Below are 15,511 nucleotides of genomic sequence, written 5' to 3'. Positions count from 1 at the left end.
TCGGGAGGACCAAGACCATGCGTATCACCAAACTCGCCCGCCTCGCGCTGCTCGGCAGCACCAGCTTGTTCGCCGCGACGGCTGCGGCCGCACAAGATCAGCCGATCGATCCCCCGGCAACCGACACGTCCGAGCCGGCCCAGTCGGCGGTCGGCAACGACACCGAGATCGTGGTTACCGGCACGCAGATCCAGGGCGCGCAGATCAACGACGTGCTCCCCGTGACGGTCGTCGATGAAAGGGACATTGAGAACTCCGGCGCCTCCTCGGGCGACGAAATCTTTCGCTCGATCCCTCAGGCGGGCACGGTCGCCTTCAACGAGCAGAACGCCACCACCCAGAACAACGTCCGCGGCGACGTCTCGTCGGTCAATTTGCGCGACCTCGGTACCGGCAACACGCTGCTCTTGATCAACGGCCGGCGGATGAACCTCCACCCCGGCTTCCAGACCGAGCTGCTCGTGCCCGTCGTCTCCCCCGACGCCAACGAGATCGCGCCCGGCAGCGTCCGGCGGATCGAGGTCTTGCGCGACGGCGCCTCGGCGATCTACGGCGCGGACGCGGTCGCCGGCGTGATCAACACCCATCTCAAGGGCAACCTCACCGGCGGTTTCGTCGAGGGTGATTACCGCATGTCCGACGGGACCGGCCTCTACAACTTCACCCTCAGCGGCGGGGTCGGCTTCGACTTTGGCGGCGGGCGCGGCAACCTCACGGTCTATGGCAGCCATTTCCACGAAAATGGTTTGCGGGCCGACGAGCGCGATTATGCCGTCAGCGGCGACTTGCGCCCATTGGTCACCGATCCAGACTTCATCGACGACGCCTCGTTCAACAATCTCAACACCTTCAGCCCATTCGGCCAGTTCGACATCCAGCGGCCCGCGAACAATACGCCGATCGGCGACGACGACTTTTTTCTCCAGCCCAGGACCTTCCCGGGCTGCGATTTCCAGTTCGGCAACGGCATCTGCGCGAACGCCGGGACGACCCCGGTCGCCGCGGTCCGCTTTAACGAGAACTTCGGCACCACCCTGATCAGCCGGAAGAACCGTTACAATGCCCTCGCGCTCCTCAACTACGAGCTGTCGAACAGCGTCGAGGCGTACTTCGAGGGGAGCTACTACCGTTCGGAGAGCAGCCGCCGGACCGAGCCTTCGGCGATCCTCACCGCGGTGCCCGTCGGCATCTCGCGCAACGCCTATTACAACCCCTTCGGGCCGACGACACGCAACGGTCAGCCCAATTCCTTCCGCCTCCCGGGGACGACCATCCCCGCCGCCGGCGCAGACCTCATCATGGAGCGGTATCGCCTGGCCGACGTCGGCAACCGCGTCGTCGATGTCACCAAGGACTCGTACCGTTTCGTCGGCGGTCTGCGCGGCGACTTCGGGGCGTGGGACTTCGACTCCGGCTTCCTTTACTCGGAAGCCGACACGGTCGATCTCGAGCGCAACCGCGTTTCGATCACCAAACTGCAGGAGGCGATCAACCGGACGACGCCCGATGCCTACAACCCGTTCAACGGGGGCTGCCTCGACAACCCGGCGAACGGCGATTGCACCCCCAACCCGCAGTCGGTGATAGATTCGATCCGCATCGATGTCCCCCGCAAGGGCGGCACCAGCCTCGCGCTCGCCGACTTCAAAATCAGCCGCGACGATCTGATCGTCCTGCCCGGCGGCAACCTGGGCATCGCGGCCGGCGTGGAGTGGCGTCGCGAGACGTTCTACGACGACCGCGACCCGCGCCTCGATGGTACGATCACGTTCACCGATACGGTGACGGGCGTGTTCAATGGCAGCGATGTGGTCGGCACCAGCGAGTCGCCCGACACCAACGGCAAGCGCGAAGTCTATTCCGCCTTCGCCGAAATGTTCGTGCCGATCGTCAATCGCGACATGGATATCCCGCTGGTCGAGGAGCTCAACCTCCAGCTCGCGGGCCGGGTCGAGCGCTTCACCGACATCGACCAGACCGCGATGGTGCCGCGCGTCGCCGCCTCGTGGACCACCGTGCCCGGCGTGACTTTCCGCGGCGCCTGGTCGCAGGGCTTCCGCGCGCCGAACCTGGTACAGGTCAACGACGAGGGGACCACCCGCTCGAACACCCGCGACGACTTCGTCACCTGCCAGGCCCAGGTCGAGAAGGGCGTTCTGGCCAACCTCGGCGCCTGCCCGGGCGGCGGCGTCGTCAGCTTCCGCTCAGGTTCGCAGGATCTCGAACCCGAGGATAGCGAGAGCATCAACCTCGGCGTGGTTCTGGAGCCTGCGTTCATGCGCGGCCTGACGCTGACCGCGGATTACTGGCGCGTAAAGCAGACCGGCCTCGTCGGCACTTTCAGCGACGACAACCAGATCGCCCTCGACCTGGTGCGCCGCCTTGCGGGCGGCTCGAACCCGAGCGTGATCCGCGCCGATCCCACCGCCGAGGAGATTGCGCTGTTCACCGGCACCAGCCTCGCGCCGGCGGGTAAGATTATCCGGGTGCTTGACCCATACCTCAACCTAGACAGCCGCATCTCCAAGGGATGGGATTTCGGCCTCTATTACCGCGTGCCCGATTTCGGGATGGGAGATTTCCGCATCCGCCTGAACGCGGCGCGACTGGAAAGCTTTGTCCAGGACGCCGGTCCTGAGGGTCAGGAAATCCTTGACGCGATCGAGGCGGGCACTCTGCCGCTGGACGTTAGCGTCGGTGGCCTGGGCGAGCTGCTCGAAATCGATGGCCGGCCCAAGTGGCGTGCGAGCGGCTCGATCAACTGGGAGCAGGGACCGGTCGAGCTGGGCCTGTTCGGCAGCTACGTCGGCAGCGTCTACGACACTGGCGTCGTGCGCGACACGCTCATCGTCTCCGATGACCCGAACGCCAATTTCTTCCCGGTCGACGACATGTTCACGATGAATGTCTCGATCGCCTATTCGATCAACAATGACACCCCGCTCGACGGCACGCGGCTGCGCTTTGCGATCAACAACCTGTTCGATACCGATCCGCCGCTCGCCGACGAAACCTATGGCTACTTCAGCGACCTTCACAGCGCGCGGGGGAGGCAGTTTGCAATCGAGCTCCGGAAGAAGTTCTAGCCTGTGATCGTGCCGATGAAGCTGTCGTGGCGTGTGGCGCTCCTGCTTCTGCCCCTCGGGGCGTGCGCGGGGGCGCTTCCGCCGGTCAGCAGGACCGATGTCGTGCCTGGCTGCTCGACGCGATCCGCGTCGATCCGGTTCGACTTCGACACCGCGCCTCGACACGCTTGCGCTATCCTGGGCGAGCGAAAGTTCGCGATACTCGTAACCCCCGAGCACGCCCCGCCGATTAACCCCAGCCCGTGGTACGCCTTCCGCTACGCCGCGAGCGGAACCAAGGGCATTTCCATCCGGCTCGATTATCTGGGGGCGCGGCACCGCTATTCGCCAAAGCTGATCCGGGGCGAGTCGATCGCCCCCGTTCCTGTTGAGGTGGCCGAGAACGGCGCCAGCGCGTGGGCCGAGCTTCCCGCCGGGGAAGGACTCGTCGCGGCGCAGGAGCTCTTCGATGGAGCGCGTCACGATCGCTCGCTCGACCGCCTCGCGGCTCTGCCGCAAGCCGAGCGGCTCGAGCTTGGCCGCTCTTTCGATGGACGCCCGATCTCAGCCGTCCGTTTCGGCGATCCCGCTGCTCCCTCGCTCGTTTTGTTGCTCGGCCGCCAGCACCCCCCCGAGGTGACCGGCGCGATTGCAATGGAGGCGTTCGTTGACGAGTTGGCCGCTCAGGTGAAGGCGGGTCGCATCGCCGATGGCCGGATCCAGTTTCTGTTCGTGCCGCTGCTCAACCCGGATGGCGTTGCGCGAGGCCATTGGCGCTCCAGCCGCGGCGCGAAGGACTTGAACCGCGATTGGGGAGAGTTCTCCCAGCCTGAGACGCGCACGGTGAAGGCTTGGCTCGAAGCGCTGCCGCAAACCGTTCGGCCGATCGCGATGCTCGACTTCCACTCGACCAGGGAGAACCTGTTCTACGTCCAAGGCGAAAGCGAGGCGGGCGATCGGGAAGAGGAATTCCTCGCAGGATGGCTCGCTGGAAGGGAAACCGCGATCCCGGGCTACCCTTTCTCGGTCGAGCGCCGCGATGCCAACCCAGGGGCCGGTACGGCGAAAAACTGGTTCCACCAGACCTACGGCATTCCTGCTTACACCTACGAAGTGGGCGATGAGACCGATCGCGAGGCGATCAGGCGGTCTGCGATAACTCTCGCCCGCACCTACCTCGATCCGCTTGAGCAACTGGCGCGCGATCGGCCCGAGCGTTAGATAGCGCTTAGAGGGAGACTGCGCAGTGCGGCGGCTTTTTGTCCTTCTGCTTCTATTTGTGCTGTTCACGGCATGCGTCGGAGCCGGTGATGCGCCGCGGGCACCCCAAGACGCGACTGTTCACACTTCTTTTGAATTCAGCGGCTGGGCAGGTCCGGCCATACGGGTTTGGTATCAGAAGCCGGTGCGCGTCTCCGTGAGCACGCCAATCGTGTTCGTGATGCACGGGGTGCGGCGGGATGCCGACCGCTATCTGGCAGAGTGGGCGCCTATCGCTCAGCGGAACGGTTTCATTCTTGTGGTACCCGAGTTCAGCCAAGCCGATTTTCCCGGATCGCGCGGGTACAATGACGGCTATCTGCGCGAGGAAGACGGCTCTCTCCGGCCGCGCTCGCACTGGTCCTTCGCGTCGATCGAGCCGCTGTTTGATGAAATCAAAGCCCGGACCGGCACCAGATCGGCAGCATACGCGCTTTACGGTCATTCAGCCGGGGCCCAGTTCGTCCACCGCTACGTACTGCTCATGCCGCAGGCCCGCCTCAGCAGGGCGATTGCTGCCAACGCGGGTTGGTACACGATGCCCGATCTCCAATTTGACTATCCCTATGGTCTCGCTAGCACCGGGGTAGATGAGCCAGCTTTGAAGCGCGCACTCACCAAACCACTGACGGTCCTGCTTGGTACTGCGGATACTGACCAGGATCCGAACCTTCGCACTACGCTTGATGCAAACGCGCAGGGGCCTCATCGATATGCGAGAGGGCTCAATTTCCACCGTCATGCTGAGGCCGCTGCCGCGCGCGCTGGGGTGCCGTTTGGCTGGCGACTTCTGAGAGTCCCGGGGGTGGGCCACTCTAACAGCAAGATGGCCATCTCCGCTGCACCGCTTTTAGCAAAGTAACGAAGCTTCCGCTCTTTTTGCTCACCGAAATGATCGTCTGCTTTTCGCTAACCGCGGCTCGAAAGCTGCAAGTCAGCTTACGGCCCAGAACCTGCCATTCCGCGGCTGTGTTTCCCAGGTGCTGCCTCAGTCGTAGGCGCCGCTTCTTTGATGGGTTTAAGCGCTTGAATTAACAGTAGGTCGTCCGCCCACTCACGCTGATTGAATATTAGCGGGTCCACACAATTCCATGCCTGAGTGTGCTCGGCAATGGGGGGCCAGGACGCTGGCTGGGCGGTCTTGCACTATCCCTGCGCCGGGCTCACAAACGCGAGAAGTATAAATTTAGGAGGCAACCTTGAGCTTCACTCCGGCCGGCAAGTTGCTCACCCTTGCATCTGGTTTGCTGTGTCCTAGCCTAGCGTCAGCTGCGCCGGTCGATGCTGCGGTGGAAGTGGCAGTGGGGGCGAAAACAGTGACCGCCGATGTAAAGGTGGCGATCGCGGAGGGCGCTTCGGCGCTGTTAGCCAATGAGCGGTGGGCTGTGGTTGGAAGCTGCTCCAATCGACCCACAGTCAGGATCAACTTCGTGAAAGGGGCTCAAGCCTTAACAGCGACGAAGCGAGTAGCAATTGTCAGTGGCGCGGCGAGGCTGACGGCCGATCGCCAGATCTGCATTACCAACGCCGCGCAACTAACGACGGAGATGCGGGCCTCGTTGAATCTGCCTACGGATTAGATCTGACAGTGGCCTCAGGTCAGGGCATTAGAAACCCCGTCTTTTATACTCATCAGGCAGGAGTTTGGATGCGTCGATCGAGGCATCTTCGAATGAGAGACCATTGTCCATACCCGTCTTATGACGACGCGGATTCGGTCCAAGTCCTCTTTCTTCTGCGAGCGCTTTGCCATACCAACTCCAAGGTCTAGGCCCACAATAGTCGGACGAGGTGGTCCTCGCGAACGCGACGACGACGCTCTAAACTGAGAGAATATCGCGCCAAGCGCCGCACTTGAAATGCGCTCACCCTTGAGATATCTCAAGCGTAATCATCAGGAGCAGGGCAATTCCGCCCTCACCAACCTGCCAGTTCGGGCAAGGTGGTACCCGCAAGGGGATGTGGCCGAGGCAAATATGCGAACCCATTCGAACCGCGAGCAGCTCCTACGCAAAAGGAGACCTGCATATGCACCCGTTTAAGCTTGGCGACGTCGTTGTGTGCGTTAACGATACGCCTCTCCCCGAAAAGATCGTTCGCATCGGTGAGCCGTGGGTGAAAATCGGGCGAACTTATCTAGTGTCCGGAATTAGCAGTAACGAAGTCGGCCACCACGGCATCGTGCTTCTTGAGATAAGGCAGTGGCCGCCCGCGATCGGCTGGCACACATGGCGCTTCAAAAAACTTTATGGCACGGATCAGCGCGTGGAAGTAGAGACCCGCGGTAAAGAATTGGAGCATGCATAGCTCCGCACTGGCGGGCTCGAGCCGTCCGCGGTCAAGTTTTGTTTTCAGGCGTCGGCGCCAGCACCGCGTTGCTTCGTGCCCGCGCGGCATCAAGTATGGCGGCAATCCGAACTGACGCATCGACGTCAGAGTGCTGACCCGCGGGCAGCAGCTTTTCAATCGATAGGATAGTCTGAGCGGGCCGGCCCCAGCCGCGATCCAGCAACGCAGTAGCTGCGGTCACTCGTGCTGCGGCCGGGCTTCTCTTGTCCTCAAGCACAGCCATCAGCGCGGCCAGGGCATCCTCGGTTTTTTCGCGCGCGAGCTCTGTGAGGCTTCGACCGTCTGATAAGCGACGCGGGGGCCGACCGCCAGGGTTTCCGCTTTGTCCCTTCTCGAAACGGCCGAGTGGCCTGTTCGGCTCCTGAGAACAGGTGTCCATAACGATCTCCTTAACTCATCGGTCCACCCACCACCCCTCTTGTAGGGGGGTGTGGTGTGGGTGGAATGGATTTGATGTCCACATCTGCCGTTTGTGGGTCGATGTGGGGTTGTGGGAGCGTAATTCCTGCAGGACCTTCGGCGATGAGGCCTCTTTGCATCATCGTGCGAATGCTGCGCTTGATTGCGTCTGGTCGCGGAACCGGTGAGTTGGGGTAGATCCGCAGGTGCTCATCCCTGGTTGATTGTACCAGCTCGTAAATTGAAAAGGGGCCCGTGAAATCAAGTTCCTGAAGCTTGTCCAAAATTATGCTTTGTATCTTGCCGGCAGGTGCCGCCGAGGATTCTACAGCGTCGATATGGCTGACGACGCAGCTAGTCACCGGATCGCCGTCCTCATCGGTCTCGAGAACAATCTGTTGCATGGTGAAGGCGGCTGCAGCGCCGTGCTCGCCGTCTTTCATTTTAGTGACTTCGGCGACAGAATAGGAGTCACCTCGCGAAACGCGGATCTCAACGTCGACGGCGCCTTTCAGACCTGACCAACCGCGAGCCCCTCGCCCTTCGTCTTTGCCACTGTGATGGATCAACAAGACAGTCGCTCCCGTGCGCTCGATGAGTTCGTTACAGTGCGCAATGGCAGCGCTCATATCCTGGGCGGAATTCTCGTCCGCGCCTGATGTGGCTTGGGCGAGCGTATCTATCACGATGAGGTCCGCACCACCCGCAGCGCGGATCTCCTCAATGAGCGCAAGGGGGTCCTCGCTGTGAAGTGATGGACGCCCAGCAATTACGCCGATTGGCAGGTCGGCTAGGGCTACCTGATGGTACTCGGCGTAGGCTCTAAGGCGGAGACGGGCGCCAGTTGCCCCTTCAGCCGCAATGTAGACAACTCGCCCGCACTGGGTGCGCCTGGCTCTCCAAGAAGTTCCTCGCGCAACCGACCAAATCAGGTCGAAAGCGAGGAAGCTTTTGCCCGAGGCTGGGGCGCCATAGAGCATGACCAACGATGCGGCAGGAAGGTAACCTTTCACGATCCAACGCACTGGGGGTCCTTGGCAAAATTCCGCCGCGGGAACCACCTGTAGAGGCCGCCGATCATCGCGTAGGAATGGTGACACTATCGGAAGAGAATAGCGCATGCCGCCATGGGCATGGGAGTAGATGTGGGGTTCGCTGGCGTCCTTCAGCAAGGCTACGGCGATGCGGTTGTCACCGCGGTAATCGGGCTCGAGTGGATCGGCAAAGCGTCGGCCATTCCACTGGTCTAAATCGTTCAGGAGTTCGCTAACTGATACTTCCGTCCCCTCTTCAGTGAGGAGCAGCAAATCCGCTGGCAGTGTGCCCGCCTCCAGCGCGTCCCGCATTGCACTACGTACGCGATGCAGTTCGCCCTGCTCGGCGTCGTGTCGCACGACTTTACGGCTTTGAGCATCGAGCCATACGTCACGTCGACGCGCTGCTTCCACGTATCGATTTTCACGAGATTGTTTTCTTAAGGCATCAAGTTGCCGCTCCTCATCTTCCGTTAGAAGCTGAAGGCCCCCGGCCGGCAATCGAGCCTCATTTCCGAGAAGATCATCGATGTCCCCGGGGTAAACTGTCCCCGTCAATTTCTGAATCAGGGGACGCTCGCACTCTGCCACGGCATAGATCAGCCGCTCGGGCTGCCAGACACTGGCATCAAAGAGCGTGCGCTCCCTCATCTGACCATTGGCCAGAACTAGAATGTCGCCGTGGCCCGCCAGCCACAGGCGATCAGAGATGCGCTTTCCGAAGGTAGGAGCATCTTCAGCCCTCTCCAATGCGATGAAGAGATGCTGGCCGCGCGTTCCACGTAGCTCGAGACCAGTCTCGTCGAAGATACAGCTGGATGTGCTCGGCTTATGACCAATGGTGATATGTTCGAGCTCCGGGACAGCCCGACGTAGCGCCGAAACCAAATCATCGGGCTGCAATGGATCGGTCCGAGGCGAAGGGTCGTAATCGAGTAGGAGAAAGCCTGGCCCTTTAGGCCAAGCGAAATGCTTCCGATCCCGGGCCACCTGGTTCTGGGCGCATGCTGCCCTCTCAAGAGCTGCCTTCGTTACGACCCGAGCCTCGACCGGTGAGCAGACCCCGAAGCTTACTGCTTGGCTGGAACTCAGGGAACACAGTAGATCAAGCAATTGCCTGATCGTCGCCACTTCTGCCCTAGTTACCCGGCCATCGGTCAGGTTACCGCCGCCTCTGGACACGAGCCCACCATCCCGAGCTTTGCTGATCGTCTTGCTGAGGACTCTTCCCCCTTCAGTGGTGAATACGCTGAGTTGAAAAGCGTGCATCACTGAACAGCCACTCGCGAAGCATCGGCAAGTGTTTTTGCGAGCTCGAGGATCTTGCGCGTTGGAACCCTTTCGCTGCCGTCCTGGAAAAGCAGCCAAAGCGCCATGGCCACCTCTTCGGGCTCCGCCTTGGGCGAGCGGAATACGGGATCCGAGAGTATCAAGAACAGCTTCTGCCGGAAGCCCGGCCGCATCTGCTTCAAAACGACATGTGTGATCCCGACCTCGGGGACGGGCTCACCAATGATCGGCGTACGCAGCCGGAAGTTGCAAGAAGGACGCGCCTCAAACCAAAGGCGGTCGGCTTCCTTATAAAGCGCGGCATCGGCGGGAGTGATGTCAAGATAGCCCCTCCACGATGAGTTCGCGCCGATCATCGCACCGACTCCTCAGAGGTGCTCGAGATCGTCCGCCTGGCCAGCCATTCATCAAGATCGCTCGCGCGGTACCGGACTGCCCGGCCCAGCTTCAGATAAACCGGCCCGCCACCACTGCATCGCAGCTTTTCAAGAGTGGGTACTGCGAGGCCAGTGTGTTCGGCGGCACCTGCAGTATTGAGAACATGAGGTTTCATGGTCAGCTCCTATCTAGCTGACGACAGGGTACCCCAGATTATCCTCCTGGTGTTCACGGTCCCCCTCGAGGGCAGCTGAGACGAGATCTTCAAAGTCCAACAAGACGCTGAACGTTCGAGCCCCAACGTTCCAGTGCCTCTCGCTTCTCTGCTGCCCAATCATACCGCTGATAAACTCCGGCAATTCCTGATCGCGAGCCGCTCGAATGGTTCAGCACGGCCTCGGTCACTTCAAAGCGGATACCGAGACGCTGGAGACCAGTTGCTACTGTGCGCCGGAGGTCGTGCAGCCGCCACGGTGGCGGAGGCTCCGCTAGAGCGGCAGTCAGATGCTCATCGAGTCTGCGTTTCACCTTTGAAAATCCCGAGACCGGCGTAATCCCGGTCGTAGAGAACACGAGCCCCCTCGCCGGCCATTCCTTTCCTGCGGCCACTTCATTGAGAACCGCTAGCGCCAGCGTACCTAGCGGAACGAGATGCGGTTTCCCATTCTTCGAGCGCCCTGCAGGCAGCGTCCAAGTCGAACCGCGGCGATCAAGTTCTCCCCACGAGAGCGCGGCGACCTCTTCGCGGCGCTGCCCGGTTAACATCAGCAATTTGAGCAGTCCTTCGAACTGCCCTCCGATCCCTCCCGCCCCGGCCCACACCGCCGCCAGTTCGTCGTCACAGAGGACGCGGTCGCGCGCGGCCACCGGCGGGGGCGCCTCCACGCCCTCCAACGGGGATCGCTCGAGATCGCCACGGCTTACTGCCCATCGAAATAGCTTACGCAAGGTGGCGTGGGTGAGCCTCGCAACCGCGGGTCTATCCTGCAGCCGGTCCCAGATACCACTCAAGTCCGAGCGCTTGATCTGCGGCAGAGGCTTCTTCTTGAGGACAGACACGGCTTCACGCCGCAGCACGCCCGCACCCAACGACCACTGCTTCCACCGCTTCTTAAGGTACAGATCTACGAACGTATCGACGTACGCATCGAATGCGAGATCGACGGCCTGCCGCCGGCGCTCGTGATCGGCCTGGACCGGATCAACCTTCTGCTGAACCAGCATTGCGATCCGCTCCGCTTCTTTGCGTGCGGTTTGCGGCGTCCAGGGCGATCCATGCCGGCCAATCGTATAGCGCCGCGAGGGCGCCTCGCGGCCACCCATGCGGTACTGGAAGACGTAGGACCTCGCGCCGTTCGGCGTTGCGCGCAGACCGAACCCGCGAAGCTGATCGTCCCACAAAAAGGTGTCTTTGAGGGCTCCCGCCACTGCATCGACCGACTGTTTCGTAATTCGCACTGTAGGCATCAGCGCGCCTCCCCAACCATATCAGCGAGCCCGAAATGTAAGCACCGTGGAAGCACGGTACAGCAAACTCGAGGAAACTGGAAGCGACGCGAGCTAAAGGAATAGGGAGCGTTTAAACGCACTTAGCCCTACAGGAGGCAAAATCAGGTAAGTGGAGAAAAGTCGAATTGCATAACTCTTAATCAGCGGGTCGTTGGTTCGAACCCAACAGCGTCCACCACCCTTCCCCCCTATCGCCGTTTCAGGAACCGGTTTCCTGCTCCGGAATGAGCACGGCGCGGTCCTGGTAATCGGCACGCGGGGGGCGCGGCGGGAAAATGCCGAGCGCGGCATCGCGGCGGGTAACGAGGTATTCGTAGTCGGAATCGTCACCCATCTGCGGGCGATCTTCGATCTCGTATTCCATGTCCGGCACCTCTCCATCTCCGCAATGCCGGAGAGGTGTGACGGTTCCGCGAATCTGCGCTAAACTGCAGAGACTTGCGCCGAATTGTTCACCTGTCAGATGTGAAGCGCGCGGCCGTAGGCGGCGAGCACGCTTTCGTGCATCATTTCCGACAACGTCGGATGCGGGAACACGGTCTGCATCAGTTCCGCCTCTGTGGTCTCAAGTGTCTTGCCAACGACATATCCCTGGATCAATTCGGTCACTTCAGCCCCGATCATGTGCGCGCCGAGCAGCTCCCCGGTGGCCGCGTCGAACACCGTTTTGATGAAGCCCTCCGCTTCGCCCAGCGCGATCGCCTTGCCATTGCCGATGAAGGGGAAGGTGCCGACCTTGACCTCGCGCCCGCCCTCTTTCGCCTTGGCTTCCGTCAGCCCGACGCTGGCGATCTGCGGATGGCAGTAAGTGCACCCGGGGATGTTCGAACGATCGAGCGGGTGCGGATGGACATCCTTGTTCCCCAGTTCCTGCGCGATCGCCTCCGCGGCAGTGACGCCCTCGTGGCTTGCCTTGTGGGCCAACCAGGGGCCGGGCGTGCAATCGCCGATCGCCCACAAGCCGCTGGACTTGGTGCGACCATAAGGGTCGATCTGAATGAAGCCGCGGTCCATCTCAACCAACTGGTCGAGGCCGAAGCCTTCGGTGTTCGGCACGATGCCGACCGCGACGATGACGTGGCTGAATTGCTCTTCCGCGATCTTGCCCGCCTTATCCTTGATCCTGGCTCTCACGCCGCCGCCAGACACCTCCAGCGCCTCGACCCCGGCACCGGTCATGATCGTCATGCCCTGCTTGGTGAGGCTCTTTTCGAGAAATGCCGACACGTCCGCGTCCTCCACCGGCACGATCCGGTCGAGCATCTCGACCACCGTCACCTCGGCGCCCATGTCGTTGTAGAAACTGGCGAACTCGATCCCGATGGCGCCGCTGCCGATCACCAGCAGCTTGCTGGGCATCTCGGCCGGGGTCATCGCGTGGCGGTAGGTCCACACGCGCGCTCCATCGGATTTGGCAAACGGCAGTTCGCGTGCGCGCGCGCCGGTGGCGACGATCACATGCTTAGCCGAGACTTTCTCCTCCCCTTTGTCGGACTTGACCGTCAGCGAGGTCGGGCCGGTCAGCGTTCCCTCGCCCATGTGCACGGCGATCTTGTTCTTCTTCATCAGGTGCGTGACGCCCTGGTTAAGCTGCTTGGCCACTCCGCGGCTGCGTTTGACCACCGCTGCCAAATCTGCCTCGATCGCGCCGGCGACCTTGAGACCGTAATCGGCCGCGTGATCCATGTAGTGCTTGATCTCGGCCGAGCGCAGCAGCGCCTTGGTGGGAATGCAGCCCCAATTGAGGCAGATACCGCCGAGCAGTTCGCGCTCAACGATCGTGGTCTTTAGACCGAGTTGGGCGCAGCGAATGGCCGCGACGTAGCCGCCGGGGCCGCTGCCGAGCACGATGACGTCGTATGATGTTTCAGCCATGAGTCTCTCTAACCGTTGACGGCACGCGGCCGGTCGTTCTCGTCAAGCAGGACGAACTTGAAAGTGCCACGCGAAACCAGTTGAGTCGCCTCGCCATTCCGCTCGCGCGCGATGCCTTCGGCGGAGATAGTGAGCGAGGTGGTGCCGGTCGCGGCGACCGCGCAGTAGACGCTAAGTTCGTCCCCCACCGCCATCGCGCCGGGAAATGCGAAGTCGGTTGCCGAGACGACCACCGCCTTGCCCCGCCCCAACCGGCTGGCCAGCGCGCCCGCACCGAGCGCCATCTGGCTCATCAGCCATCCGCTGAACACCCCGCCATAGGGATTGGTGTCCGCCGGCATGGCGGTGACGCGGATGAGGGGGTCACGCTGCCAACGGACTGTCAAGCCACCAGCCCCAGCGGTGCCTCGCAGATCTGCTTGAACGCGCTCATCAGCTCCGCACCGGTCGCGCCGTCGATGGCGCGGTGATCGAAGCTGCCGGTGGCGGTCATCACAGTGGCGATGGCGAGCGCGTCGTCGACCACGTAGGGCCGCTTCTCGCCCGCGCCGACGGCCATGATCATGCCTTGCGGCGGGTTGATCACCGCTTCGAACTGCTTGATCCCGTACATGCCTAGGTTGGACAGGCTGGCGGTGCCGCCCTGGTATTCGTGCGGCTGCAGCTTGCCCTCGCGCGCCTTGCCGGCGAGGTCCTTCATTTCGTTAGCAATTGCGCTGACCGACTTGGCGCCGGCGTCGACTACGATCGGCGTGATCAGGCCGCTGGGCGCGGCGACCGCGACCGAGATGTCAGATCGGGTGAAGCGGCGAAGCGTATCGCCGCCAAAGCTGACGTTGCACGCGGGGACCTGCATGAGCGCCTTGGCAAGCGCCTTGATCAGCAAGTCGTTAACGGAGAGCTTGACCCCCTGCGACTCCAGCGCAGCGTTGAGGTCAGCCCGCAGCTTGAGGAGAGGATCAAGCCGCACGTCGATCGCGAGATAGTAATGCGGAACGGTCTGCTTGGATTCGGTCAGGCGGCGCGCGATTACCTTGCGCACGTTCGACAGCTTCTCATCTTCGTGCGGAATACCGAAATCGGGCAAAGCTGTGGGGACCGACAAGACGGTGCCGGGTTCAGCGGGCGCCTGGGCCTGGGCGGGTGAAACCTTCGCCTGTGCCGGGGTGGCGGCGGCCCCTTCGACATCCGACTTCACGATGCGCCCGTTGGGACCGGAGCCGGTGAGCGATGCGAGATCGACGCCTTTCTGCTGAGCGATGCGCTTGGCGAGGGGGGAGGCGATTATTCTATCCCCATCCGTTGCCCCAGCATGGTCTGGGGCCCCGGTGGGCTGGGCGGAAGGCCGCGTATTTGTCGACGACTCCACAGCCTGCGCTGGAGCGATGGGATTGTCCTCAGAAGCAGCGCGCGCAGGCTCTGGCTCCTCCCCCGGTTCGGTTGGTTCGGGCGTACCGGTGATCGCGGTGCCCTTGCTCTCGTCTGCCTTGACCGCGGGAGCGGAGGCGGCGCTGGCGTCCTCCCCCTCGCCCGCCAGCATCGCGATCACGGTTCCGACCTTCACGCCTTCGGTGCCTTCGGCCACCTCGATCTTCGCGATCGTGCCTTCGTCGATCGCTTCGAACTCCATGGTTGCCTTGTCGGTCTCGATCTCAGCCATGACGTCGCCGGCGGAGACGGTGTCGCCTTCCTTGACCAGCCATTTGGCGAGCGTGCCCTCCTCCATCGTCGGCGACAACGCAGGCATCTTGATCGGCGTGGGCATGGTTTTCCTTCACTGGGGAGTGACGCCCGCCCGCTTTGGCAAAGCCGTAGCGTCACGGCAAGCCGCTTGCCCTGACGCTCCTTTGCGCCGATACTTTGGCTCACGCAAAGGGGTGGGATCGATGCGCGTCTATCTGGTGATCATGGACGAGACCGAGGAAGCGGTGCGTGCGCTGCGTTTCGCCTCGCGCCGCGCGACCAAGACCGGCGGGGCAGTTCACATCCTCGCGCTGGTGCCGCGCGAAAGCTTCAATGCGTTCGGCGCGGTGCAAGCGACGATCGAGGAAGAAGCGCGCGACCGGGCGGAAATGGTCGCCAGCAGCGCCGCCGGATCGCTGTTCGCCGAAAGCGGGAAGATGCCGGTGATCTCGGTCCGCACGGGCGATGCGCAAGGCGTGATCAAGGACTACCTCGCCGAACACCCGGAGGTCGCCGCGCTGGTGCTGGGCGCCGCGAGCGAAGGTGGGCCGGGGCCGCTGGTGACGCACTTTTCATCCCACATCGGCGCGTTGACCTGTCCGCTGTTCATCGTGCCCGGCACGCTCACAGATGAGGACATCGACCGCCTGAGCTAGGCGGCGTCTGCGC

The 15,511-nt window shown here is 62.3% G+C and carries 15 protein-coding genes and 1 riboswitch; of the genes, 6 read left to right on the top strand and 9 right to left on the bottom strand.

The features are described from left to right. The first annotated feature begins 17 nt into the window (after nucleotides 1–17). From E0504_RS20230 to E0504_RS20210, 5 genes are all read left to right on the top strand, one after another. Nucleotides 18–3,086 (top strand): TonB-dependent siderophore receptor, encoded by a 3,069-nt coding sequence (locus E0504_RS20230; protein ID WP_131625523.1) that lies wholly within the window; start codon nucleotides 18–20, stop codon nucleotides 3,084–3,086. 3 nt (nucleotides 3,087–3,089) lie between these two features. Continuing rightward, nucleotides 3,090–4,286: a M14 family metallopeptidase gene (locus E0504_RS20225; protein ID WP_131625522.1), complete on the top strand. Its 1,197-nt coding sequence runs from the start codon at nucleotides 3,090–3,092 to the stop codon at nucleotides 4,284–4,286. A 25-nt stretch (nucleotides 4,287–4,311) separates the two neighbouring features. Then, nucleotides 4,312–5,187 (top strand): alpha/beta hydrolase, encoded by an 876-nt coding sequence (locus tag E0504_RS20220; RefSeq protein ID WP_131625521.1) that lies wholly within the window; start codon nucleotides 4,312–4,314, stop codon nucleotides 5,185–5,187. A gap of 337 nt (nucleotides 5,188–5,524) precedes the next feature. Beyond that, entirely contained in the window at nucleotides 5,525–5,905 is a 381-nt protein-coding gene (locus tag E0504_RS20215) for a hypothetical protein (RefSeq protein ID WP_131625520.1), read from the top strand. 306 nt (nucleotides 5,906–6,211) lie between these two features. Beyond that, a riboswitch (SAM-I-IV-variant riboswitch) is annotated at nucleotides 6,212–6,313 on the top strand. Between the two features lie 40 nt (nucleotides 6,314–6,353). Then, nucleotides 6,354–6,632, top strand: a complete 279-nt coding sequence (locus E0504_RS20210; protein ID WP_131625519.1) for a hypothetical protein — start codon at nucleotides 6,354–6,356, stop codon at nucleotides 6,630–6,632. 31 nt (nucleotides 6,633–6,663) lie between these two features. On the opposite strand, the gene E0504_RS51325 is transcribed toward E0504_RS20210, so the two are convergent. The 9 genes from E0504_RS51325 to E0504_RS20170 form a co-directional block, all read right to left on the bottom strand. Further along, a complete protein-coding gene (locus E0504_RS51325; RefSeq protein WP_207974534.1) occupies nucleotides 6,664–7,053 on the bottom strand; it encodes a DUF5681 domain-containing protein in 390 nt (129 codons plus the stop codon). A gap of 10 nt (nucleotides 7,054–7,063) precedes the next feature. After that, nucleotides 7,064–9,010, bottom strand: a complete 1,947-nt coding sequence (locus E0504_RS20200; protein ID WP_165938562.1) for a helicase RepA family protein — start codon at nucleotides 9,008–9,010, stop codon at nucleotides 7,064–7,066. Between the two features lie 365 nt (nucleotides 9,011–9,375). Continuing rightward, nucleotides 9,376–9,753: a hypothetical protein gene (locus tag E0504_RS20195; RefSeq protein ID WP_131625517.1), complete on the bottom strand. Its 378-nt coding sequence runs from the start codon at nucleotides 9,751–9,753 to the stop codon at nucleotides 9,376–9,378. After that, nucleotides 9,750–9,950, bottom strand: a complete 201-nt coding sequence (locus E0504_RS20190) for an AlpA family transcriptional regulator (RefSeq protein WP_131625516.1) — start codon at nucleotides 9,948–9,950, stop codon at nucleotides 9,750–9,752. The genes E0504_RS20195 and E0504_RS20190 overlap by 4 nt, the downstream gene beginning before the upstream one ends. 89 nt (nucleotides 9,951–10,039) lie before the next feature. Then, on the bottom strand, nucleotides 10,040–11,242 hold the full coding sequence (locus E0504_RS20185) for a site-specific integrase (protein WP_131625515.1): 1,203 nt from the start codon (nucleotides 11,240–11,242) through the stop codon (nucleotides 10,040–10,042). Nucleotides 11,243–11,483: 241 nt separating this feature from the next. Continuing rightward, entirely contained in the window at nucleotides 11,484–11,648 is a 165-nt protein-coding gene (locus tag E0504_RS50435) for a hypothetical protein (protein ID WP_165938561.1), read from the bottom strand. A 95-nt stretch (nucleotides 11,649–11,743) separates the two neighbouring features. Beyond that, nucleotides 11,744–13,159, bottom strand: coding sequence for a dihydrolipoyl dehydrogenase (lpdA, locus tag E0504_RS20180; RefSeq protein ID WP_131625514.1), 1,416 nt, complete (start codon nucleotides 13,157–13,159; stop codon nucleotides 11,744–11,746). Nucleotides 13,160–13,167: 8 nt separating this feature from the next. Next, nucleotides 13,168–13,500 (bottom strand): acyl-CoA thioesterase, encoded by a 333-nt coding sequence (locus E0504_RS20175; RefSeq protein WP_131625721.1) that lies wholly within the window; start codon nucleotides 13,498–13,500, stop codon nucleotides 13,168–13,170. Nucleotides 13,501–13,541: 41 nt separating this feature from the next. Then, nucleotides 13,542–14,924 (bottom strand): pyruvate dehydrogenase complex dihydrolipoamide acetyltransferase, encoded by a 1,383-nt coding sequence (locus E0504_RS20170; protein WP_131625513.1) that lies wholly within the window; start codon nucleotides 14,922–14,924, stop codon nucleotides 13,542–13,544. 121 nt (nucleotides 14,925–15,045) lie between these two features. Between E0504_RS20170 and E0504_RS20165 the strand changes: the two genes are divergently transcribed. Further along, the gene (locus E0504_RS20165) at nucleotides 15,046–15,498 is read left to right on the top strand and encodes a universal stress protein (RefSeq protein ID WP_131625512.1); all 453 of its coding nucleotides are present in this window, start codon (nucleotides 15,046–15,048) and stop codon (nucleotides 15,496–15,498) included. Nucleotides 15,499–15,511: the final 13 nt, after the last annotated feature.

Source organism: Parafrankia sp. BMG5.11 (assembly GCF_004337455.1).
The sequence above is the reverse complement of the archived record's forward strand: the minus strand, read 5'-3'. Positions and strand labels throughout refer to the sequence as shown.